The organism is Paraburkholderia bryophila (assembly GCF_003269035.1).
Classification (GTDB): Bacteria; Pseudomonadota; Gammaproteobacteria; order Burkholderiales; family Burkholderiaceae; genus Paraburkholderia; species Paraburkholderia bryophila.
This window is the reverse complement of the sequence record NZ_QLTK01000020.1, coordinates 87840-111885: the sequence shown is the minus strand read 5'-3', so window position 1 is coordinate 111885 and position 24046 is coordinate 87840. Positions and strand designations below refer to the sequence as shown.

The 24046-nt window shown below is 65.5% G+C and carries 14 protein-coding genes; 4 read left to right on the top strand and 10 right to left on the bottom strand.

All coding sequences use genetic code 11. The annotated features are described in order from the left end of the window. Together betB and betA are read left to right on the top strand one after the other, a co-directional pair. Entirely contained in the window at positions 1–1470 is a 1470-nt protein-coding gene (betB, locus tag BX591_RS24795; RefSeq protein WP_111933951.1) for a betaine-aldehyde dehydrogenase, read from the top strand. A 14-nt stretch (positions 1471–1484) separates the two neighbouring features. Continuing rightward, positions 1485–3173 (top strand): choline dehydrogenase, encoded by a 1689-nt coding sequence (betA, locus tag BX591_RS24790; RefSeq protein WP_111933949.1) that lies wholly within the window; start codon positions 1485–1487, stop codon positions 3171–3173. 39 nt (positions 3174–3212) lie between these two features. Here the strand turns inward: betA and BX591_RS24785 are convergent, their stop codons facing one another. Then, positions 3213–4160: a glycoside hydrolase family 18 protein gene (locus BX591_RS24785; protein ID WP_244218698.1), complete on the bottom strand. Its 948-nt coding sequence runs from the start codon at positions 4158–4160 to the stop codon at positions 3213–3215. A gap of 406 nt (positions 4161–4566) precedes the next feature. Here BX591_RS24785 and ampC point away from each other — a divergent pair, with 406 nt between their 5' ends. Continuing rightward, a complete protein-coding gene (gene ampC / locus BX591_RS24780) occupies positions 4567–5757 on the top strand; it encodes a class C beta-lactamase (RefSeq protein WP_111933945.1) in 1191 nt (396 codons plus the stop codon). Between the two features lie 17 nt (positions 5758–5774). Beyond that, positions 5775–6239, top strand: coding sequence for a cupin domain-containing protein (locus tag BX591_RS24775; RefSeq protein ID WP_111933944.1), 465 nt, complete (start codon positions 5775–5777; stop codon positions 6237–6239). Between the two features lie 26 nt (positions 6240–6265). On the opposite strand, the gene BX591_RS24770 is transcribed toward BX591_RS24775, so the two are convergent. From BX591_RS24770 to BX591_RS24730, 9 genes are all read right to left on the bottom strand, one after another. Beyond that, positions 6266–8380 (bottom strand): site-2 protease family protein, encoded by a 2115-nt coding sequence (locus tag BX591_RS24770; protein ID WP_111933942.1) that lies wholly within the window; start codon positions 8378–8380, stop codon positions 6266–6268. Between the two features lie 57 nt (positions 8381–8437). After that, entirely contained in the window at positions 8438–9886 is a 1449-nt protein-coding gene (locus BX591_RS24765) for an efflux RND transporter periplasmic adaptor subunit (RefSeq protein ID WP_420849412.1), read from the bottom strand. After that, entirely contained in the window at positions 9883–10692 is an 810-nt protein-coding gene (locus tag BX591_RS24760) for an efflux RND transporter periplasmic adaptor subunit (RefSeq protein WP_111933941.1), read from the bottom strand. Before BX591_RS24760 ends, BX591_RS24765 begins: the two co-directional genes overlap by 4 nt. 38 nt (positions 10693–10730) lie before the next feature. Continuing rightward, the gene (locus BX591_RS24755) at positions 10731–12485 is read right to left on the bottom strand and encodes a TolC family protein (RefSeq protein WP_244147103.1); all 1755 of its coding nucleotides are present in this window, start codon (positions 12483–12485) and stop codon (positions 10731–10733) included. Further along, complete coding sequence (locus tag BX591_RS24750) at positions 12482–20236, bottom strand: DUF4347 domain-containing protein (RefSeq protein ID WP_111933939.1); 7755 nt, start codon at positions 20234–20236, stop codon at positions 12482–12484. Before BX591_RS24750 ends, BX591_RS24755 begins: the two co-directional genes overlap by 4 nt. Before the next feature lie 91 nt (positions 20237–20327). Further along, entirely contained in the window at positions 20328–20939 is a 612-nt protein-coding gene (locus BX591_RS24745; protein ID WP_111933938.1) for a phage tail protein, read from the bottom strand. Between the two features lie 58 nt (positions 20940–20997). Further along, a complete protein-coding gene (locus tag BX591_RS24740) occupies positions 20998–21417 on the bottom strand; it encodes a hypothetical protein (protein WP_244147102.1) in 420 nt (139 codons plus the stop codon). Between the two features lie 132 nt (positions 21418–21549). Next, positions 21550–22110 (bottom strand): GNAT family N-acetyltransferase, encoded by a 561-nt coding sequence (locus tag BX591_RS24735; protein ID WP_111933937.1) that lies wholly within the window; start codon positions 22108–22110, stop codon positions 21550–21552. Positions 22111–22469: 359 nt separating this feature from the next. Next, the gene (locus BX591_RS24730; RefSeq protein ID WP_111933935.1) at positions 22470–23888 is read right to left on the bottom strand and encodes an MFS transporter; all 1419 of its coding nucleotides are present in this window, start codon (positions 23886–23888) and stop codon (positions 22470–22472) included. Positions 23889–24046 lie beyond the last annotated feature (158 nt).

Here is a 24046-nt window from a genome sequence, read left to right as displayed (position 1 = left end):
ATGGCGGTATTCGCAACCCAACGTCTCTATATCGGCGGCGACTACGTCGACGCGACCGGCGGAGAAACCTTCGACACGCTCGATCCCGCGACCGGCGAAACGCTCGCCACGGTGCAACAGGCGTCGGCTGCGGACGTCGACCGTGCGGTGCGATCCGCGCGCGAGGGCCAAATCGAATGGGCCGCGCTTACGGCCATGCAACGCTCGCGGATTCTGCGCCGCGCGGTCGAGCTATTGCGCGAGCGCAACGACGAACTCGCCGCGCTCGAAACACGCGACACCGGCAAGCCGATCGCGGAAACGCAAGCCGTGGACATCGTCACCGGCGCTGACGTGATCGAGTACTACGCAGGGCTCGCCACCGCGATCGAGGGGCAGCAGATCCCGCTGCGGCCGTCGTCGTTCGTTTATACACGGCGCGAGCCGTTGGGCGTCTGCGCGGGCATCGGCGCGTGGAATTACCCGATCCAGATTGCGTGCTGGAAGTCGGCGCCCGCCCTCGCGGCCGGCAATGCGATGATTTTCAAGCCGAGCGAAATCACCCCGCTGTCGGCGTTGAAACTCGCCGAGATCTACACCGAAGCTGGCCTACCGGCCGGCGTCTTCAACGTCGTGCAGGGCGACGGCCGGGTGGGCGCCATGCTCGCCGCGCATCCGGACATCGAGAAGATTTCGTTTACCGGCGGCGTGGAGACCGGCAAGAAAGTGATGTCCCTCGCCGGCGCTTCGTCGCTGAAAGAGGTGACGATGGAACTCGGCGGCAAGTCGCCCTTGCTCGTGTTCGACGACGCCAACCTCGAACGCGCCGCCGACATCGCGATGAGCGCCAACTTCTTCAGCGCCGGCCAGGTCTGCACCAACGGCACGCGCGTGTTCGTGCAACGCAGCGTGATGGAGCGCTTCGAAACGCTCGTGCTGGCGCGGGTCAAACGCATTCGGGTGGGCGCGCCTGACGATCCGCACACCAACTTCGGCCCGCTGGTCAGCGCCGCGCAATTGCAGAAGGTGCTGGGCTATATAGAAAGCGGCGTGCAGGAAGGCGCGCGGCTGATCGCGGGCGGCCGGCGACTCACCAAGGGTCATTTCGGGCATGGCCAGTACGTCGAGCCCACCGTGTTCGCCGACTGCCGCGACGAGATGCGTATCGTGCGTGAGGAGATCTTCGGGCCCGTCATGAGTCTGCTCGTTTTCAACGACGAAGACGAGGCCGTCGAGCGCGCGAACCACACCGCGTACGGACTCGCCGCGGGCGTCGTGACCGAGAACCTGGCGCGCGCGCATCGCGTGATTCATCGGCTCGAAGCGGGCATCTGCTGGATCAATACGTGGGGCGAGTCGCCCGCCGAAATGCCGGTGGGCGGCTATAAGCAGTCGGGCGTCGGCCGCGAAAACGGCATGACCACGCTCGAACACTACACGCGCCTCAAGTCCGTGCAGGTCGAACTCGGCCCCTATCAACCGGTGTTCTGACGAGGAGAAACGCGATGGCTTCGAACGAATACGACTACATCGTCGTCGGTGCGGGTTCGGCGGGCAACGTGCTCGCGTCGCGCCTCACTGAAGACGCGGACGTGAGCGTGCTGCTGCTCGAAGCGGGCGGTCCCGACTACCGCTTCGATTTCCGCACGCAAATGCCGGCTGCGCTCGCTTATCCGCTGCAAGGCCGCCGCTACAACTGGGCGTACGAAACGGACCCCGAGCCGCATATGAACAACCGCCGCATGGAATGCGGCCGCGGCAAGGGGCTCGGCGGCTCGTCGCTGATCAACGGCATGTGCTACATCCGCGGCAATGCGCTCGATTACGACGGCTGGGCCACCCGCCCGGGTCTGGAAAACTGGACCTATCTGGATTGCCTGCCGTATTTCCGCAAGGCCGAAACGCGCGACGCCGGCGCGAATGCGTACCACGGCGGCGACGGGCCGGTGCATGTCACCACCAGCAAGCCCGGCAACAATCCGCTATTCGCCGCGATGGTCGAAGCCGGCGTCCAGGCCGGCTTTGCCCGCACCAACGATCTGAACGGCTACCAGCAGGAAGGCTTCGGCCCGATGGACCGCACGGTCACCGCCAACGGCCGGCGTTCGAGCACGGCACGCGGCTATCTGGATCGCGCAAAGACGCGGCCGAATCTGACCATCGTCACGCATGCGGTGACCGATCGCGTGCTGTTCTCCGGCAAGCGGGCGGTCGGCGTGACCTATCTGCATCACGGCAAGGCGGTGAACGCGCAGGCGCGCCGCGAAGTGCTGGTGTGCAGCGGCGCGATTGCCTCCCCGCAACTGTTGCAGCGCTCCGGCGTGGGCCGATCCACATGGCTGCGCGAACTCGACGTGCCGCTCGTGCACGATCTGCCCGGCGTCGGCGAAAACCTGCAGGACCATCTGGAGATGTACATCCAGTACGAGTGCAAGGAGCCCGTATCGCTTTACCCCGCGTTGCAATGGTGGAACCAGCCCGGCATCGGCCTCGAATGGATGCTGAACGGCACGGGTATCGGCGCGAGCAACCAGTTCGAAGCAGGCGGCTTTATCCGCACGCGCGACGACGATTTGTGGCCGAACATCCAGTATCACTTCCTGCCGGTCGCGATCAATTACAACGGCTCGAATGCGATCAGGATGCACGGCTTTCAGGCCCATGTCGGCTCAATGCGTTCGCCGAGCCGCGGCCGCGTGAAGCTCGCTTCGCGCGATCCGAACGCGCATCCGAGCATCCTGTTCAACTACATGGCCGATCCGCTCGACTGGCGCGAGTTCCGCGACGGCATCCGGATCACGCGCGAAATCATGCGGCAACCGGCGCTCGAGCGTTATCGCGGCCGCGAGCTGAACCCCGGCGCCGAACTGAGCACCGACGAACAGCTCGACGCCTTCGTGCGCATGCGCGCGGAGACGGCGTTTCATCCGTCATGCTCGTGCAAGATGGGCTATGACGACATGGCGGTGGTGGACAACGAGGGTCGCGTCCACGGCATGGAGGCGCTGCGTGTGGTCGACGCGTCGATCATGCCGCTCATCACGACGGGCAATCTGAACGCCCCGACCATCATGCTCGCGGAGAAAATCGCCGACCGGATTCGCGGGCGGCAGGCGTTGGCGCGCGTCGAGACGCCCTACTTCGTCGCGAACGGCGCGCCCTCGAGAAAACGCGAGGCCACGGCGGCGGTGTGAGCGCCGCCGCCCTCGCCGCAATCGCCGCGCTCGCGTCGCTCAAAGGCCTAACTGGGCGATGAACTGATTGGTAAAGCCCAACGTGCCCGCCTGGCCATAACTATTGCAGGTGGGCGACGCGTAGCCGGGCGCGCAGTCGTTGTCGCGATCGAACGACCAGAAATGCACGCCGGCCAGGCCGTTCTGTGTGGCGAATGCGGATACGGTGGCGACGTCGGCCGTGGTAAAGACCTCGTCTTGCGTATCGTTGCCGCCGATCATCGGCGTCAGTTCTATCTGGCTATACGGCACGCCGTAATAGCCGTGCAGATTGATCGCCGCCTGAACCGCCGATTGCCCCATGTCGCACGAACCGCTACTGCCCACCACGCAATTGCCCGCAATGGCGCTGCCGTAGTCCATCGTCATCAGGTTGATCGTGTAATTCGTCAGACCGGCGGCCTGAATGGCGTTCATGACCATGACGCCCGTATCGCCCAGACTTTGCGGCGAATTACCGCCCAATGTCGCGATCGTGAAGCTGAAACGCAGGTTGGGATAGGTTCTTTGCGCAACGATCACACGCTGGATCAGGTTGTTGATATCGCCCTGACTTTGGCCCGCTTCAATGTCGAAATCGACACCCAGCATATTGGCTGAATAATAGGTCTGGATAAACTTGCTGAAGCCGGCATCCGAGCCACAGGTGAACGAGCCTGCCGCGCCGCCGGTGGAAACGATATAGCTTTTGCCCGCATTAACCGCCGCCTGAACGTTCGACCCCGCCACCTGCGAAGGCGTCAGGCCGGCCCAGTTTTCGCTGCCGCATTCGCCGGTGGCGAATGCCCAGGTCAGCGTATTGAGTTTGCCCGGCATCACGTTCAGGATGGGTTGCAAGGACCCCGTCACGTTGGTGGAAATCACATTCGTGTTCCAGTTCATGTTGATCGTGAGATCTTTGTACGGGCTGAAAATGAATCCCTTTGCCGCAGCCGCGACATTGGACATTTTCTTTTGACTGATACCTGCCGGATCCGAAGTACCTCCGCCGCATGCCGCGATCACGGCACACACGAGACCGGCCGCTATGCCTCTTATAAAGTTGGCTTTCAAGGTTTTCTCCTGAGTGAGAATCGATTTTTAGCCATTTTCAATAACGGGTCGTTCTACCCGTCCGGCATGCTGAATAGCCAGAAATGGCACACAGGCAGCTTAGTAATTCCCTCGGGGAAAACACCTGTTCAGATAGAGAGGTAAAGGCGTGTTATCTGGAACCGGATCGAGCCGATCCGAAATCGACGTGGCCGCTTCGCCCACAAGATTTTCTTTACCCTCGCGCAACATATCGTCGATTGTCAGCCAACCGTAAAAGTCGGATAGTGCGGCCTGGCCGATATTCAAGGAAACGACGCAAATGAAGCTCCGCCCTCTCACTCCCATCACGACGATCGCACCGCTCTTATTCACCGCCCTGTGCGCGATCGCCACGACAACGTACGCCGCCGCCGACACCTCGCGCGCCACGATCCAGCACACCGTCGACGCCGCGATTCAACCGCTCATGACCAAAGACGGCGTACGCGGCATGGCGGTCGGCGTGATCGTCGCGGGTCAGCCTTACGTGTTCAATTACGGCGTGGCGTCGACGGAAACCGGCAAGCCGGTCACGCAAGACACGCTGTTCGAGATCGGCTCCGTCAGCAAGACCTTCACGGCGACGCTGGCGTCTTATGCGCAGGTCAGCGGCAAGCTGTCGCTGTCCGACAGGACGAGCCAATATCTGCCGTCGCTGCAAGGCAGTCCGTTCGGCAACGTGAGCCTCGTCAATCTGGGCACGCATACGCCCGGCGTGCTGCCGTTGCAAGTGCCCGACGAGATCCAGAACGACGCGCAGTTTCTGCGCTACCTCAAGGCATGGAAACCGGGCTGTACGCCGGGCACTTGCCGAACGTATTCGAATCCCGGCATCGGCACGCTCGGACTGATCGCGGCCAAAAGCATGGGCGACGCGTTCACGCCGTTGATGCAGCAGCGCCTGTTCCCCGCGCTCGGCCTGAAGCACAGCTATATCGATGTACCGCAGGCCCGCATGCCGGACTACGCGCAAGGCTACAAAAAGGACGGCGCGCCGATCCGCGTCGCGCCCGGCGTGTTATCCGCCGAGGCGTACGGCGTCAAGACGACGGCCACCGACCTGACGCGCTTCCTGCAAGCAAACATGAACCTCGTGCGGATCGACCCAGCGTGGCAACGCGCGATCACGGCGACGCATACCGGTTACTTCACGGCGGGCGTGATGACTCAGGACCTGATCTGGGAACAGTACGCGTATCCGGTGACGCTGAAGACCCTGCTCGAAGGCAACTCCGCAACGATGACGATGAAAGCGACACCCGTCACCGCCATCGAGCCGCCGCTCGCGCCGCAGCAGGATGTGTGGATCAACAAGACCGGTTCGACGAACGGCTTCGGCACGTACGTCGCGTTTATTCCTGGCAAGCAGCTCGGGATCGTGATGCTGGCGAACAAGAACGTACCGATCGAGGATCGTGTCACCGTCGCGCATCGGATTCTGACGGCGCTCGGCGCTGCCGGCGCGCGTTGATGAAAAGGAGAATCGCCATGAGCCGCGTGTTTTGTTTGGCGTCGATCGTGACGGCGGCAATGACGCTGAGCGCGCCGTTGCAATTGGCCAATGCCGCCAATGCCGCCAACACGGCCGAAGCAAAGGCCGTCAACCCAGCCAATACCCCCGCCGCGCCGCCGCCCGCCAAAGACACCGTCGTGCTGCAACGCGTCCCCCTGGCAGGCACTCTACGAGAGATGGGCATGGGTGTCGCCGAATTCCCGCCGAACGCGGCTAAACCGCGGCACAAGGCAACCGGCCCGGAGCTCGCCTATGTGCTGGAAGGGGAAGTGACCGTTCAGGTGGACGGCCGGTCCGACCGGGTCGTGCATGCCGGCGAGAGTTACCGGATGCCGGCCAACGTCATCCACGTCACGAAGGCCGGCCCGGCAGGTGCAAAAGTGCTGGCCACGTGGGCGTGGATACCGGGCAAGCCGTTCAACGTGGCCGCGCCGAACTGAGCGGTCGCCGCGCGGCGGGGGCTCGCCTAAAAGCCGCCTTCCCGCTGCATGACCGCGACGAGCGAACGCAGCCACTTGCCCGCATAACTCTCCCGCCCGCCATCCAGCGACGCGCTGCCGGTCAACTCCCGCGGCAGCGTCCTGCCGCTGTCGCAGTCGTCGATCCGCACTTGCCAGGTCGCCTGCAGCGGCACCAGCTGGTGCGTCTTCGCGTCCTGCTCGGCGGGAATCGGACCGCCATACTGACTCGCGACGGAAGGCTCGTCGAGCACGCCGATGTTCACCTTGTCGACGGCCTGCACGCGGCAATGCACCGGCCGCATTTCCGCGAGCGTCGCGACGAACACCGCCGGCTCGCCGGCCCGCACGCGGCCCACGTCGTTTTCGCCGACGAAGGCATCGCCCTTGATGCCGCCCGGCCCGATCACGTCGTAGAGCCGTTCGCCGCGCGGCAGCCAGGTGCCGGCCGCGACCGCGTCGCCGGGTACGTCGAGCGTGCCGGCAAACGGCGCGCGGATCGTCAACTGCCCGATCTCCGCCTGCAATCCCGCGATCGTCTGGCGCGCCGCATCCCAGCGCCGCGTCAATGCAACGCCCTGCTCGCGCAGGCGGTCGTCGAAGGCCTGCTGTTCGACCTGCCAGCGCAGCAAGGCCTCTTCGGCCTGCGCGGCTTTGAGCCGGTACGCGAGGTCGGGCGACACGATGGTCGCGAGTACCTCGCCGGCTTGCACCGTCTGACCGTCCCGGGCGGGCGGCGGCGTCGCCGCCACGTAACCCGCCGCCACCGTGTACAGGCCCTGCGCGTGTTGCGGCCCGAACACCGCCGGCGCACTCACGCCCGCGTGCCACGGCACCACCAGAAAGCCGATCAGCAACGCGCCGAGCAACGCACTGCGCCGGGTCTGCCGGCACCAGCGCAATTGCGCGCGACGCTGCCAGCACGCGAGCGTTTCGCGCCACATCGGCCGCACGATGAACCAGCCGAACTCGATGCAAAACAGCATCAGCCCCAACACCTTGAAAAACGCGTGATACACGACCAGCGCGATCGAGAAAAACACCGCGAGCCGGTAAAACCACGTTGCAAACGCAAAGCCGACGAGAAACCGCCGCCGCGACGGCGAGCACGGCTCCGGCTGCGGCTCGCCGAGACCGAACAGCCATTCGCGCAGCCACCAGCGGCCGAGCGCGAACGCGCGGTCGTGCAGGTTCGGCGTATCGAGCCAGTCGGACAGCAAAAAATAGCCGTCGAAGCGCATGAACGGACTCGCGTTGATCGCCAGCGTGCCGATCCACGTGGTGGTGGCGAGCAGAAACGCGCCGGCACGCAGCGGGCCGTCGGGCAGCAGACTCCAGGCGAGCGTCGCCACGGCGGCGAGCGCGAGTTCGCTCAGCATGCCGGCCGCGCCGATCCGCAGACGGCTCGCGCGGCTCGGCACTTTCCAGGCTTCGGTGGTATCCGTGTACAACACCGGCAGCATCACGAGAAAGGCCACGCCCATGGTCGGCACGCGGCAGCCGTAACGCTGCGCGGTAAACGCATGCGCGAATTCGTGCAGCACCTTCGCGATGCCGATCGCGATGCCGATCGCGACGAGGCCTTGCAGATCCGCATACGAGTGGAACGTATGCAGGAATTCGTCCCAGCGGCGTGACACGAGGAACAGACCGAGCACCGCGCAAGCGGCGATCATCATCCAGAACACCGGACGAAACGCGAACGACGCGTAGCGCGCGGTGCGCCGCAGAAACGCCATGGGATGCCACAGCGGAATCCGGATCATCAGGTAGTGCTTGAGCAGCCACATCGCCTGGCCGAGCCGCCCCGCTTCGGCGCGGGCGGCCAGCCGGTCGGCGTCGCTCGCGGTGCGCGCGACCAGCAGGTTCTGCTGCTGCAGCATGCGCACGAGCGCTTCCATGTCGTCGATCGTGACGGTCAGCGTCGTGTCGCGATTCACACTGGCGACGATCGCGTTGGCGTCGTCGAGCGGCCAGCGCGACAGCAGCTCGAAGGCCGGCCAGCCAAGCTGGAAAAAACGGTTCGCGGCGGGGTCGTGCAGCATCCAGGTCGGCGCGCCCTCCGGCGTGGGCGCGCCGGCGCTAAGCGTCAGCTCTTGGCGAAGTTGCGGCAGGCGGCTCATCGTGCGGCCCCACGCTTGGCGGTCCCACTCATACTCAAACGGGCGGAGCACATCGCGTTACCAACCCAGCCACTGACGCGCGAGCGTCAACGGGCGCCGCAGCACGTAGTAGAACAACGGCACCCAGTTGCCATGAATCCGCGCGGTGCCCATCGCGCCGAGCGGCGGACGCGCCGTGGCGTCGCTAAAGGTGGCGCGGATGCGGTACGCGAGCACGCCGTCGGGCGTCGGCTCGGCACGATACGCGACCGAGTCGATCCGCGCTTCGTAAGTGGCGAGCGGCGAGCTCTTCGGATACAGCGTGATCGTCGCGCCGGCTTTCACGTCGACGTTGTCGGCGACCGGCAGATAAGCACTCAGTTCGACATGCGCCGGATCGGCCAGCAACAGGATCTTTTCGCCGACGGCGACCGCCTTGCCGGTCCATTCGTTCGGATCGGCGAACACTGCCACGCCCGGACGCGCGGCGCTGACCCGCACGCGCGCGAGTTGCTGCGCGGTGAAGTCGAGTTGCACGGCGCTCTGGTCGAGCTTGCCCTTGCGCTCGGCCATGTCGAGACGGTTGCGGTCGTCGGTGACGGCGAGTTGCGCGGTCTGCCGGTACTCTTCCTGCGCGGTATCGAAGTCCTTGCGCGCCAGCGCATAGCGCGATTGCAACGTCGTGGCGTCGAGCCCGAGCAGCGGCGTGCCGGCCGCGACCGGCTGGTTCGGTTGCACGTACAAACGGTCGATCACGCCGTCGAGCGGCGCGCGCACCACGAACGGATCTTTCGGTGTGACTTCGGCCGGTGCGAGCACCGTCAGCCGCACGGGAATCAGGCACGCAACCACCAATGCAATCAGTACGCGACGCTGCTGCCTCCCAGGCTTCAGAATCACGCGCGCCCGTTCGAACCACGAAGGCCGTGGGCCGAACGCCGCGAAGGCATGCGCCCAGACCTGCGCGAGTTCGCCGAGCAAGGCGCAATCCACCGCGGTCCACGCGGCGTCGCGTGCGAATACCACGCCGCCGAGCGCACGCCCGCTGCGATCGGCCAGCGGCAGCCACAGACCATGCTCGGGCCACCACGCCTGCCAGTCCTGCACGACATGCGCGGCCGCAGGGTCCACGGCGAGATCGGCCGCGGTGAAGGCGCGCGCGCGCTCGATGGGCGGCGCCACGGTTGCATCGCCCGCGTGCGGCGCAGCGCTTTCAGGCGCACGCGCCAGCACCCGGCACAGCGCGCCAAGCCACTGCACGTAAGGCGCATTCGGATCGCTTTCCGGCAAGCCGGACACCGCCGCCACCGTGCCGGGCGCAGTGCCGCGCCACCAGGCGGCCTGCCGGTACGGCAGCAACGACAGCGTTTCGTTGACCACGGTGAAGCCGAGCGTCGCTTCGGTCTGCGCGTCGCGCGCGCGAGCCGCGAGTTGCCACAGCATCGCCAGCTGCTGCGGGTCGATGCGCACGTTGTTCGCGTGATTCCCGGGCGACGGCCCACCGGGCGCCGGATGCATGGCGGTCATCGGCTGGCGAAGGTGGCCCAGCCGCTCATGCCCGGCAGCAATTCGGGCACGCTGCCGGTCAGGGCCGCCGTCACGTCGACGGTCTGCGTTACGGGATCGACGCGCGCGCCGATGCGGGCGACCTGCGCCGGATAGGTCTTGCCGACCTCGTCGACCTGCACGCTGAGCGCATGGCCGGGCTTCAGCCAGACCAGCCACTTCGACGGCACGATCATTTTGAGTTCGAGGCGGCTGGTGTCGACGATCGTCAGCAGCGGTTTGCCCGGTTCCGCGAACTGCTGCGGCGCGGCCGAACGCTTCGAGACGCGGCCGTCGAACGGCGCGGTGATCACGCATTTGCGCACGGTCGCCTGCATGTACGCGACCTCGGCGTTGCTCGCCTTCAGCTTGGCGGCCGCCTGCTGCACTTCGAGTTCGCCGACCGAATGCAGTTGTGCGAGCCGCTGATCCACGTTCAGCAGATCGCTGGCGGCGCCGGCTTCGGCCTGGGCCTTGCGCAATTGCGCCGTGTACAGCGAGCAGTCGAGCGACACCAGCGTCTGACCGGTGCGGAACGCGTCGCCGTCACGCAACGGCAGCGTCGCGATCTTGGCGGCGATTTCGCTCGACAGATCCACCTGATCGCGCGACACCAACTGGATGCGGATCTTGCCCGCGTCGCCGGACGCATCGCTTTGCGCCGACGCCGCTTGCGGCGCAAGCGCCGGGGCCTGCACGGAAACCGGTTTGACGGCGGCCTTCGCGACGGGTTTTACGTCCGGCTGGGCGCCAGGCTGCGCGCTCCAGACCGGTTGTGCGGACAACATTACTGCGACTGCGCACCACGCCGCACACTGCGAAAACTTCATTGCGTCTTGACTCCACCTGTTGCGGGACCGGCTGCCTGGACCGTGGCCTGCGCGCTGGTTTGCACAGCGACCGGCGCGCCAGGTTGCGCGGCGGCCGGCGTGCTGGCGGCCGGCGCCTTGACGGGCGCGCTGGCCGGATCGACGGCCACCCCGCCCGCCGCCCCCACCGGCGCGGCGCCGGTCGTGATGCCGTGGCCGAGCGCGACCCAGCGCTGCTGCTCCTGATTGATCGACTGCTGCAACGAAGCCAGATCGTGACCCTTGACCGTGTCCGGCACCGGATCGAGCCCGAGCGTGGCGAGCAGTTGCCCGTACGCATTTTCGAGTTCGCCGTAGCTCTGATAGAGACGCAGCTCGGACATCATCGCGCCGGTCGCCGCGCGGATTTCCTCGAGCTTGCCCTGCGCGTTCGCCTGCGTCGCGTTATGCGTGTGTTCGAGAATCTGCTGGTCGACGTCGTTCATCTGCTTGAGCAGGTCGAACTGACGGCGTTTCGCGCTCAGCTCGCTGGTGGCCACGTGCACCTGCGTGAGCACCGCCATGCTCAGCGCGAGACGCTGCGTCTTCGCCACTTCGAGCTGCGCGTCGGCCATGCCCTTGATGTTCTTCACGTTGATCAGGTTCAGCAAATTCCAGCTCACGCTGATGCCCGCCGCGCGCCACGCGTTATAGACGAGGAAGCTGTTGCTGTCGTAATGCGTGCCGAGGCTGAATTCGATGCCGGGCAGCATCTTCGCCATCGCCTTATGGGTTTCGTTGACGCTGATCCGTTCGTTGTAGCTCGCCTCGACCAGTTCCGGGCGGCGCTCCAGCGCGGTCTCTTCCATGCGGTCCATCGGCATGTCGAAGGTCGGCACCGCGAAGCCTTCCGGCGGCGCGAGCGTGTAGTCCTTGCCCGGTTCGAGATTCATCAGCGCGGCCAGACGCGGCTTCGCCTCCTCGAGCTGGTCGCGGATCTCTTCCAGCTGACGCATCAGATCGAGCAGCGCGTGCTGATAGTTCAGCGTATCGAGCGGCGCACGCAGGTTTTCACGCTGCGCCTGACGCGAATCGTTCAGCGCGGAACGCGCCTGATCGAGCAACGGTCCGATGCGATCGCGCAGACGTTGCGCGCCGGTGGCTTGCCAGTACGCTTCGCGCACCTGCTGCATCATCAGCTGCACGACCTTGCGGCGGCGCTGTTCGAGCACCAGCACGTGGTCGGCCTGCTCTTTCGCCTCGTAGTAGCTGACGCCGAAGTCCAGCAGATTCCACGAGAACGACAGGTCCGCAGTGCGGTCGTTCTTATCGGTCGAATAAGACGGCGCGAGCGATTGCTCGTTGGTGAACACGTTCGTCGAGGACGACGCGAGCTCGTGATTGCGCGTCGTATAACCGGCCTGCGCGGTGAGCTTGGGCAGCAGATCGAAATTCGACAGATCGAGCTGCTTCTGCGCGAGCGCCTCTTCCATCATCTTCAGCCGATGATCCAGGTTGTAGCGGATCGCGCGCGCCATGGCTTCGTCGAGCGTGATCGGGCCGCTCACGGCCTGTTGCTGCGCGAACATCGACGTGCGGTCGGCTTGCGCGGTCTGGGTGCGTTCGGCATCGGTAAACGGCGAGGGTTTGACCGCGCAGCCCGACAGCCAGATCACGGCGAGCGACAGCACCAGCAAGGCGGGACGCGGTGCGCGCACCGCTACGGACGAGGAGTTCAATTCGGCGGCTCTCTTTCTAAAGATGATGGGATTCGGAAAACGGCGGACGCTCATGCGTTACCTCGCGCGGCGGTCTCGGGTGCGGCGGCGGTGGCCGGACGGGCCACGTGCAGCGTCGCATGCGCGCGCACGAACTGTTCGGCGAGCGAGGGTTTGGCAAGCGGCGGGCTACTGAACGGCAGCGCCGCATGCGGGGGGGTGGCCGGCGTGGCATTCGGCGTGGCAGCGGGCGCACGGGCCGCACCGTGCGGTGCGTCGTGTCCCCCCTGGCCGGAATGCGTGGAGCGGCTCGCACCGCCGAATTCGATCGCCACGTCGCGGCGCGTCTGATGACCTTGCGCGTCGTGCGCGATGATCGCGATCTGCACACTGCGCTGATTCGCGGGCACCTTGCCGCTCAGCGTGCCGCGCACCGGGTCGTAGTGCAGCCAGGCCGGCAACGGACGGCCGTCGGCGAGGCGCAGTTCCACATGCGCGTCGGCGCCGACCGGCAAGCCCTCGCTCGAACCGAGCATGACCGGCAGCGAGACGACGAACGCTTGATCCGGCGCGACGTTCAGATGCATGGCGAGCGAGGGCAGATCGAGCGAGAGCGGCGCGCTGGTCGGCACGGGCGCCGTTTCGATCGGACCGACCGAGGTGTCGCTCAGCGAACCGTGACGGTTCGATCCGCCGACGCTGCCGCTGTTCGCGTAGCTGCTCGTGCCGATTTCGTCGGCGGTGAAGGTGGCCGTGTGGGTGGCCGGGATCGAGCCGACCTCAGGCGGTTCGGCGAACGCATCGAGCACGATCAGCGGGTTCGAGATGCTGTCGGTCAGGTTGCGCGGGAACGTGATGACCGTGTCGGGCGCCGGTGCGTCAAATGCGCTTGGGGTCGAAGGGGGCGCGCTCGACGGACCTGCCGCGCTCACGCCGTTGCCCTTGGGCGGCAGCGTGGTCGGCGTGGCCGGCGCCGGTTGGCCCGACTGCGTCGTGGGCGGTGGCGACGACACCACCTGCGGCGCGGCGGCGATCTTCACCGTGCGCGTGGAAGCCTCGCTGGTCTTGTGGCCGTCGTTGACCGAGAAGCTGATCGTGCGGCTGCTCGCGCTGGTTTCGCTTGCGCGGTCCGCATACGTGACGCTGGCGAGCGCGGCTTGCCATTGCGCGAGCGTCGTGCCCGGGCCGGCCGCGTTCAGCGTCAGCACGCCGGTCGCCGCATCGTAGGTCGCGGTGATGCTGCCGGTCGCCCCGCTCGGGTGGAACGCGAGCACGTCGCGATCCGACTGGAAGCCGCCGGTGATCGAGATGGCCGCCGAGGCGAGCGTGGCGCCGCTGTCGGCGTCCGTCACGTTGATCTGCGGCGCGATCGTGACCGGGTTCGCGTTCGGTCCGCTCGCGAAGGTCGGCGAGCCATCGTTGCCGATCGAAACCACCGGCGTCTGATCCGTTGCGGTAATCGTGATCGCCTTCGTGCCGGCGGCGCTGTCCTTCGCGCTGTCGTTGACGGTGAAGCTGATCGTGCGCGTAGCGGCATCGGGCACGGCGGCCGTGTCGGTATAGGTCACGGAGCGTAGCGCGGCCTGCCATTGGGCGAGCGTCGCGGTCGCGCCGGACGAGCTTAGTGTCAACACACCGGTCGTCGCGTCGTAGCTGGTGACGGTGATGTTGCCCATCGTCGCACCGTCATTCCTGAATGACAGCACGTCCTGGCCGGCATGGAAGCCGCCGGTGACGGACACCGTCGCCGAGGCGAGCGTGCCGTTGTCGAGATCCGATACCGTCAGGCCCCCGTCCACCACGACCGGCGTCGAGACCGCGTTGTCGCCCGAGACGAACGACGTGCTGCCGCTCGATGTGGTCAGGACCGGTGTCTGGTCGACGTCCGCCACGGTGACCTGTTTCGAGCCCACGGCGCTGTCTTTCGTGCCGTCGTTGACGGTAAAGCTGATCGTGCGCGTGGTGGTGTCCGGCGTTACCGCCGTGTCGGTGTAGGTCACCGATTGCAGCGCGGCCTGCCACTGCGCGAGCGTGGCGGTGGCGCCCGAGGACGTCAGCGTCAACACACCAGTCGTCGCGTTATACGAACCGCTGATGTTGCCGAAGCTCGCCGCGTTACCGTTCACGAACGACAGCACGTCTTCGCCAACGTGGAAGCCGCCTGTCACCGACACCGTCGCCGACGCCAGCGTCGGATTGTCGAGGTCCGACACGGTCACGCCACCGTCCACCGTAACCGGCGTCGAGATCCTGTTATCGCCCGCCGTGAACGCCGTGCTGCCGCTCGATGTGCTCAGGACCGGCGTCTGGTCGACATCCGCCACGGTGACGGTTTTGCTGGCCACCGTGCTGGACTGGATACCGTCGTCGATCTGGAAGCTGACTGTGCGTGACGTCGTGTCGGGCGTGACCGCCGTATCGGTGTAAGACACCGCGCGCAGCGCCGCCTGCCATTGCGCGAGCGTCGCCGTCTGACCGGTCGAAGTCAGCGTCAGCACGCCGGTCGAGGCGTCGTACGAGGCGACGATGTTGCCCATCGTCACACCGTCGTTCGTGAACGACAGCACGTCTTCGCCCACGTGAAACCCCGCGCCGATCGACACGGTCGCCGAGGCCAGCGTACCGGCTTCGGGGTCCGTGACGGCAAGGCCGCCGTCCACCACGACCGGCGTCGACACCACGTTGTCGCCCGCCGTGAATGCCGTGCTGCCCCCGGTCAGCGTCACATTCGGCGACGAACTGAGGACGTCGACGGTATTGGACACCGCCGCGCTGTTCTTCACGCCGTCGTTGACCGTGAACGACACCGTGCGATTGCCGAGCGGCGACGTCGGGCTATTCGCGAACGTCACCGCGGCGAACGCGTTCTGCCATTGCGCGTCGGTCGCCGTCGCGCCCGAGGACGTCAGCGTCAACACGCCCGTCGCGGCGTTATACGACCCCGTGATGTTGCCGAACTGCGGCGAACTGGTGTTCACGTACGAAAGCATGTCGCCAGACCGGAATCCCGACGTGATCGAAACCACGCCCGACGCGAGCGTGGTGTTGTCGAGATCGCTGATGGCCACGCCGCTGAACACGGCTTGCGCGCCGGTGCCCGCCACGTAGTCGATCGTGGTGCCGCTCGCCGAGGCCAGCGGCGTCTGGTCCGTATCGGTCACGGTGACGGTTTTCGTGCTGGTCGCGCTGGTTTTGGTGCCGTCGCTGATGAAGAACGACAGCGTCCGGTTCGCGTTGTTCGGCGTGATCGCCGTGTCGGTGTAGGTGACCGAGCGCAGCGCCGCCTGCCATTGTGCGAGTGTCGCCGAGGCGCCGGTCGAACTCAGCGTCAGCACGCCGGTTGCGGCGTCGTACGTGGCCGTGATGTTGCCCATCGTCGCGCCGTCGTTGGTGAACGACAGCACGTCCTCGCCCGCGTGGAAGTTGCCGGTGATCGCAACGGTTCCGCTCGCCAGCGTGCTGTTGTCGAGATCGGACAGCGTGACGCCGGCATCCACCGTCACCGGCGTCGAGGCAGTATTGTCGCCCGCGACGAACGCCGACGATCCACCGCTGGTGGTCAGAATCGGCGTCTGATCGATATCGGCGACGGTGACGTTGCGCGAGGCCAGCGTGCTGGTCTTCGTGCCGTCGTTGATCGCGAAGCCGATCGTGCGGGTGGCCGTGTCCGGCGTCACCGCCGTGTCGGTGTAGGTGACCGAGCGCAGCGCCGCCTGCCATTGCGCGAGCGTCGCCGAGGCGCCGGTCGAAGTCAGCGTCAACACGCCGGTCGCGGCGTTGTAGCTGGCGCCGATGTTGCCCATCGTCACACCGTTGTTGATGAATGACAGGACGTCTTCGCCCGCGTGAAAACCCGTGCCGATCGACACGGTGGCCGACGCCAGCGTGGTGTTGTCGCGGTCCGATACGGTGATGCCGCTGTCCACCGCCACCGGCGCGGCAGGCGCATTGTCGCCTGCCGTGAACGACGCGCTGCCGCCGCTGGTCGTCACGACCGGCGTCTGGTCGACGTCGGCGACGGTCACGACCTTGGTGACCGTCGCGCTGTCCTGGGTGCCGTCGTTCACCGAGAAGCTGACGGTGCGGCTCGCGGTGTTCGGCGTGATCGCGCTGTTCGTGTAGGTCACGGCGTCCAGCGCGTTCTGCCACTGCGCGACGGTCGCGGTCCCGCCGGCCGAACTCATGGTCAGCACGCCGGTAAGCGCGTTGTACGACGCGCTGATGTTGCCGAACAGGGCCGGGTTGATGTTGTTGAACCCCAGCACGTCCTCGCCGCTGTGCAGATTGCCGGTGATCGACACGGTGGCGGAAGCGAGCGTCGTGTTGTCGAGGTCCGATACCGTGATGCCGCCGTCGATCGCGACCGGCGTCGACGTCGTGTTGTCGCCCGCGGTGAAGGCGGTCGAGCCGCCCGTCGTGGTCAGGATCGGCGTCTGGTCGGTATCCGTGACGGTCACGCTGCGCGTCGCGATCGCGCTGCTCTGCGCGCCGTCGTTGACGGTGAAGCTGATCGTGCGGGTCGCCGTGTTCGGCGTGACCGCCGTGTCGGTGTACGTGATCGCCTGCAAGGCCGACTGCCACTGCGCGAGCGTCGCCGTGCCGCTTGCCGAGGTCAGCGTCATCACGCCGGTCGAGGCGTTGTACGAGGCCGTGATGTCGCCCATCGTGCCGTTGTTGACGAAACTCAGCACGTCCTGGTCGCTATGGTAATTGCCGGTGATCGAGACGGTCGCGCTCTGCAACGTCGAGCTGCCGGCGTCGGACACGGTCAAACCCGCATCGATCGTGACCGGCGTGGACGGGCCGTTGTCGGCCGCGACGAAAGCGGCCGAGCCGCTGTCGGTCGTAACGACCGGCACGGCGGTGACGGTCACCATGTTGGTGACGGCGAGGCTGTTCTTCGTGCCGTCGCTAACGGACAGCGAGATGGTGCGCGCACCCGGCGAGCCGCTGACCGCGTCGGAGAACCGCACGGCGTTGAGCGCGTTGTCCCATTGCGCGAGCGTTGCCGTGCTGCCCGCCGAACTCAGCATCATCACGCCGGTGGTCGTGTTGTACGAGGCGGTAATGTTGCCCATCGTCGAGCCGTCGTTGACGAACGACAGCGCGTCCTGCCCCGTCACGAAGCCGCTGCCGATCGAGACGGTTGCCTGCGACATGGTCGTGTTATCGCGATCGGCGATGCTCACGCCGCTGAATACCGGCGTGGCGGCCGTGCCCGCAACATACGAAACGCCGCTGCTGGACGTGCTGAGCGTCGGCGTCTGATCCGTATCGGTGACCGTCACCGTGCGCGAGACCGCGGCGCTGGTGTTCGAGCCGTCGTTGGCGACATAGCTGATCGTACGGGTCGCGGGGCTTGGCGTGACCGCCGTGTCGGAGTAGGTGATCGAGCGCAAGGCCGACTGCCATTGCAGGAGCGACGCCGTGCCGCCCGCCGAGGTCAGCGTCAGGATGCCGGTGCCCGTGTTGTACGAGCCGCTGATGTTGCCCATCGTCGCCGGGTTGTTGACGTACCCCAGCATGTCTTCGCCGCTATGGAAGTTGCCGGTGATCGACACGGTCACGCTTTGCAGCGTCGGGCTGCTGCCGTCGCTGACGGTCAACCCGGAGTCGACCGCGACCGGCGTGGACGCCGTGTTGTCGCCCGCCACGAAAGCGGCCGAGCCGCTGTCGAGCGTGATGGTCGGGCCGGAGGTGACGGTCACCGTGTTGCTCAGCGCCGCGCTGTTCTTCGAGCCGTCGTTCACCGTGAACGAGACGGTGCGCGCACCCGTCGGCGCGTTCGACGCGTCGGAGAAACGGATCGCGTCGATCGCGTTGTCCCACTGCGCGAGCGTCGCGGTGCCGCCGGACGAGGTCAACGACATCGTACCGGTGCCCGCGTTGTAGATGCCGGTGATGTTGCCCATCGTCGAGCCGTCGTTGGTGAACGACAGCACGTCGCCGCTCTGGAAATTGCCGCTGATCGACACGGTCGCGGACGCCATCGTCGTGTTGTCGCGATCGCCGATCGTGACGCCGCTGAACACCGACGTGGAAGCGGAGCCGGCCAGATAGGTCGCGCCGGAACTGGTGCTGGTGAGCGTCGGCGTCTGGTCGGTATCGGCGACGGTGACGGTGCGGGACGCGCTGACGCCGGCGCTCACGCCGTCGTTGACGTTGAAGGTGACCGTGCGGGTGGCCGTGTTCGGCGTGATCGCGGTATCGGTGTAGGTCACTGCCTGCAATGCGCTCTGCCATTGCGCGATGGTCGCCGTGCCGCCCGACGAACTCATCGACAGGACGCCGGTGCCGGCGTTGTAGGTTGCCGTGATGTTGCCGTAGAGCGACGTGTTGGTGTTATTGAACGACAGTACGTCTTCACCCACATGCAGGTTGCCGGTGATCGACACCGTGGCGGTCTGCGCGGTGGCGGATTGCGGGTCGGACAACGTGATGCCGTTATCCACCGCGACCGGCGTCGACGCGACGTTGTCGCCCGCCGTGAACGCGGCGCTGCCGACGCTGGTCGTGGCGGACGTACCCAGCACGGTGTAGGTGAAGTTGTTCAGCGTCGGCGTGAGAAAGCCGTCGTCGCCGACGTCCTTGATGGTGACCGACGTGAGGTTCTGGAAGTCCGGATTGCTGGCGAGATTCTTGGTGGCCGAGTACAGCCCGCCCGACACCAGCAGCACTTCCTTCGACGTATCGCCGTTTGGAATGATGTAGATCGAGCCGTCGGTGAATGCGTCGATGTCGAAGCTTTGTAGCGCGAAATGCTGGCCGCTCGCGAGCGTGATGGTCAACGACGACATTTGCGTGCCGTTGAAGTTGACCATCAGCACGCCGTCGGTCGAGCTGGTGGACAGCGGAGGCGGGCCGAACGGATCGGTCGTCTGCGTGTAGACGTCGGTCTCGACCGCTTGATCGGTCGTGTAGGTGACGCCGTCGATCGTGAAGCTCGTGCCGGTGGTGCTGAAGGCCGGCGACACGTGATTGTCGTAGTTTTCCGTTGTCACGCCGAGCAGCGCGTTGTACTGCGCCTGCGCCGCCGCCGATTCGATCACCGGCGTGTGCACGTCGCCGACCGTGTATTCGAGCGTCCAGTTGCCGCCGAGCGCGGCCAGGCCGGTCGGGTCCGTCGAGGCGGCCACGTTCAGATGCGTGAGCGCCGCGACGTTCTGCACCAGCGCCTTGCCGTCCGCATTCTGCGCGACGTCGCAACCGTAGATCAGGAAATCGCCGCCCGGCCTCATTTCCGCGCCGATCTGCGCCAACTCGGCGCTGTAGGCCGACAGGTCGCCGGCGTTCAGCCAGGTCGAACCCGCCTGGATCTCGCCGTCCGCGCCGTGCGAAATCAGGTGGATCGATTCGACGCCCTTGTGGGTTTGCAGATACGCCGCGATCTGCGCGAAGCCGTCGGTGTTCGCATTCAGCACCACGTATTGCGTGCCGGCCGGCAACCCGGCGATCAACGCCTGGTAGTTCGCCACGCTCGGGTCGATGAACACCACCTGATGCGATGCTCCGCCGCCGCTTGCCGCGCCGGACTCCGTCGCTTTCGGCGCCGTGCTGTCTTTGTTCGCGTCGGACTTCGCCGCGTGATCCGGTTTGACGTCGTGTTCGGCGACCGGCTTCGGCGTGGCCGACAGCGAACTGGTCGCGCTCGCGTGCGAATCGGCTTCGGCGCCATGCGGATGCGATGCGACTGCCGCGACCGATGCGTCGTACACGACGCGCGGTTCGAGTGCCATGATCAGCGGCGCCGGCGCAACCGGCGCACGCGCACCGGTCGTGTCGCCGGTGTCGCTCAGACGCTTCAGAAGTTGCTTGACGATTTTCATGACACACGCTCCGCGAGGCGCCGCTTGCGACGCCCGATAACTATCCAGCACTCTCGATGACCGCCGCACTGCGGCGGCCAAACCCTGCGTGTTACGGACGCGTCGGGTAAATACCCTGCAGCGCGATGATAAACGTCGTGCCGAGGAACGGATTGCGCAGGCCGACCGGCTGACTGCCGCCGGCGAGCTGGTTCACGATGGTCGGCGGCGTCGTCGTCACCGGTGCGCTGAACGGCAGGAGCGTCGTGTTCGCCGCCGCCGTGCTGTAGATCGTGGCCGCATGGCCGCCCGACGAGCCGGGGGCGAGCACCGTGGTGGGCCCGGGTGTGGCCGTGGTATTGGTCGTCGTGGTGGTGGCCGGCACGCTGATCTGAACGTTGCCGGTGCCGCCGCCGCTGGCGGTGGCGACGTGCGTGTGGATCGGCATCTGCGTTTGCAGGAGCGTGGTGCTTTCGTTACCGCTGACTTCACCCCATTCGATCGACGACAGACCCGGGCCCTGGCCCGTGCCGACCGGCGAGCGGCTGCGGAAATCCGGCAAACCGAAGGTGGTCGTGCCGGTGCCGCCGAAGGTCGTGCCGAGCAGCGCGAACAGCGCATTATTCTGGGCGATCGACATGATCTGCCCCTGGCACAGCGCCCAGCCGACCGGTGCAAAGTTGAAGCCGACCATACGAATTTCGCCGAGATACGGATCGCTCATGAACTTCTCCTGAAGAGAGGACGGGTAAAACGCCGGATCGCGAGCACGACGGCCGGCGTCATTGCGAGGACTCGACCGGCTGTTGGGCCGCCGGTTTCAAGGTGTGGATCACGATGCACAGCGTCGCGGCGCCGTTTTTCTGCGGGCGTACCGGCGTGGCGAGCAACACCCACGCGCGGCCGTCCGGTGCGTCGACGCGGTAGTTATCCTGGGGAAGCTGTACGCCCAGCGGCAGTTCGAAGAACGCGTGGTAGCAGACGTAGTCGTCGTCCATCGGAACGCCGACGGGCGCGTCGATCAACCGCGCCTGAACCGCCGTGCCCTCTGGCGACGTCAGCGTGAAGAGACCGCCGAGCGACTCAGTCAGCTCGGCATGTGTAGGAATTGCAGACAACCCGCCCCCCGCCAGTGAATTGGTCGCGCGCCGTTCGTCCGATAATGCCCGGCCGCTTTTTAGGGCGATGCACAGCGCATTCAACGGACGGTTTTGAAACACCGTTGCTTGTTTCGATGTGGCTCGATGCAAGGGTTAACGGCACGCGTCAAACCTGGCTTTAAAATATTGTTGTTATACGAAGCGCTTTATATGCGCACCGCATTTTTGACACATTTATTCGAAACTGGACTGCAAGCCCGGCAAAGACTCGCCGGGAAAATCGAACGGTATGATTTCACGTCGCATCGATTCGTAAATGCCATTTTCTCCGCTTTTCGCGAAACCCAACCGCCGATAAAGCGATTGCACCGGATTGTTCGTTTCGACATACAACGAAATCGGCACACCGGCCTGCGCCGCCCTGTCGACCACCGCATGCATCAGGCGCGTGCCGATACCCGCGCCGCGAAACGCCGGCAGCAAGGCAATGTCGATCACGTTGACGCCGCGCTCGCGGTGCCAGTTGTGATACAGACGGCCCGCGGGCGTAGCGCCGGCCATCACGACGTCGAAGCGGCCGGCCGGATAATGGCGCCGGTAATAGACGTCCTGCATATCGAACTGCTGCGCGAGCAGCGCCTCGATCTGTTCCGCCGTCCAACCGGCGGCGGCAAATTCGGCAAAGCGCGTGCTGACGAAAACCCTTTTCAGAAACTCCCGATCGGCGGGCGTCGACGCGCGCAGGGAAACCGCGGATTGCGCGATCGGTGCGATCAAATCCGGCATTGCTGTCATGCGCTCGATGCTCTTGCAGGGAATTGTGAGATGCGTATGGGATCGGATCGTAACGGGTTGTTAATAAGCGTGCAATCGATTATTCAGGAGATTGCGGGAAGGGATTTCCCGGATTGCAGACGGTTTCGCGAGGGGCTGATTGAGGTTTGATTCGGAGCGTTGCTTAATCAGTGAGTTGCAGGAAACTTTGCCGCCTGGCCTGTTTGAGTTAAACGTTTGCGCTTTGTAACATTCAGAAATATGAACGGGCGTATTATTAATTCCGCGCCATCGCCGCCGCGACAAACGGCACGCATTTCAAAAAAGCAGAAAGGCTCACGGGCGGCCTGGCCTCTTTGCCTAATGCGCGCCGCGCCGCCTCACTCCCGCACCACACCCAACACACCGCGCGTGTCGCTCGTGTCAGCGGCTTCCACCAACGCCTCCAGCACCACGCCGCGCGTCTCGACCCCGAGCACCCACACCGCCGCGCCCGCCACCACGAAACACGCCGCGCCCAGCGAGAACACCCCGCCTTGCCCGAAAACCGGCAGCACAACGCCGACCACATAGGGGCCGATCAACGACCCGACCCGCCCAATCGCCGATGCAAATCCCGACCCCGTCGCTCTCGCGCCGGTCCCGTAAAGCTCCGGCGTGTAGGTATAGAGCACCGCCCACATCGCAAACAGAAAGAACTGCATTGCGAGACCGGCGCCAATCAGCAATGCCGGCGTCTGCGCATGCAGCGCGGCCTGCCCGTATAGATAAGCCATCACCGCACTGCCCAACAGCGAGGAGATGCAGGTCGGCTTACGCCCCCACCGCTCCACGAGCCACGCGGCGCAAATAAACCCCGGAATCCCGCCAAGCGAAATCAGCACCGTATAAAGCACCGATTTAGTCACGGCGAAACCCGCCTGCTGCATCAACGCGCCCAGCCAGGAGGTCAAGCCATAGAACCCGAGCAGCGCAAAAAACCACAAAGTCCAGACCATCACCGTGCGACGCCGGTAAATGCCGCTCCAGATCTCCCGGAACGCCCCCATGCCCCGCTCCGCCGCCGGCTCGGCGAGCATCGCCGGTGCGGGCAAGTCACGCAACCCCGCCGCCTTCATCACCTTCGCCTCGACGTCGGCGAGCACGCGATCCGCTTCCTCGACGCGTCCGCGATGCTCGAGCCAGCGCGGCGACTCCGGCACCACGCGTCGCACGATCAGCACGAATACCGCCGGAATCGCGAGCAACGCAAACTCCGTGCGCCAGCCCAGCGTCGGCAAGACGAAATACGACACCACGCCCGCCGTGATGAAACCGAGCGGCCAGAATCCATCCATCAGCGCGATCAGCCGTCCGCGCGATCGCGCCGGCACGAATTCCGACAGCAAGGTCTGCGCGATCGGAAACTCCATCCCCATGCCGAAGCCGAGCAGCACGCGATAAAAAATCAGCGCGTCGACACTCTGCGCCGTCGAACAGAGATACGACGCCACGCCCCACAGCACCATGCTCCACTGAAATATCGGACGGCGGCCGAAACGATCGGCCAGCAAGCCCGCCACCGCCGCGCCGATTACCATGCCGAAGAAACTCGCGCTCGCCACCAGACCCGCCGTCGCGGTCGACAGATGAAACTCCGATTTGATCGAGCCGAGTACGAAGGTCATCGTGCCGAGATCGACCGAATCGAAGAAGAACGCGACGGCAATGATGATGAAGATGGTCCGGTGATAACCGGAAAACGGCAGTCGTTCGAGCCGGGCGGCCGCGCTCGCGCGCGACTGGATAGCGATGGACATGGCATCCCCTCGTTGATGCGGCGGCAGCCGCGTGAGTACTCCGATCAGTGTCTTTTCAGTAGACGCCGACATAAATCGGCCACATAGAAAGAAACCGTCATCGGAGTGGAACGGGGGCGCCGTTCGTGGAACTGCCGGGAGCGTCGTTCGGATTCAGA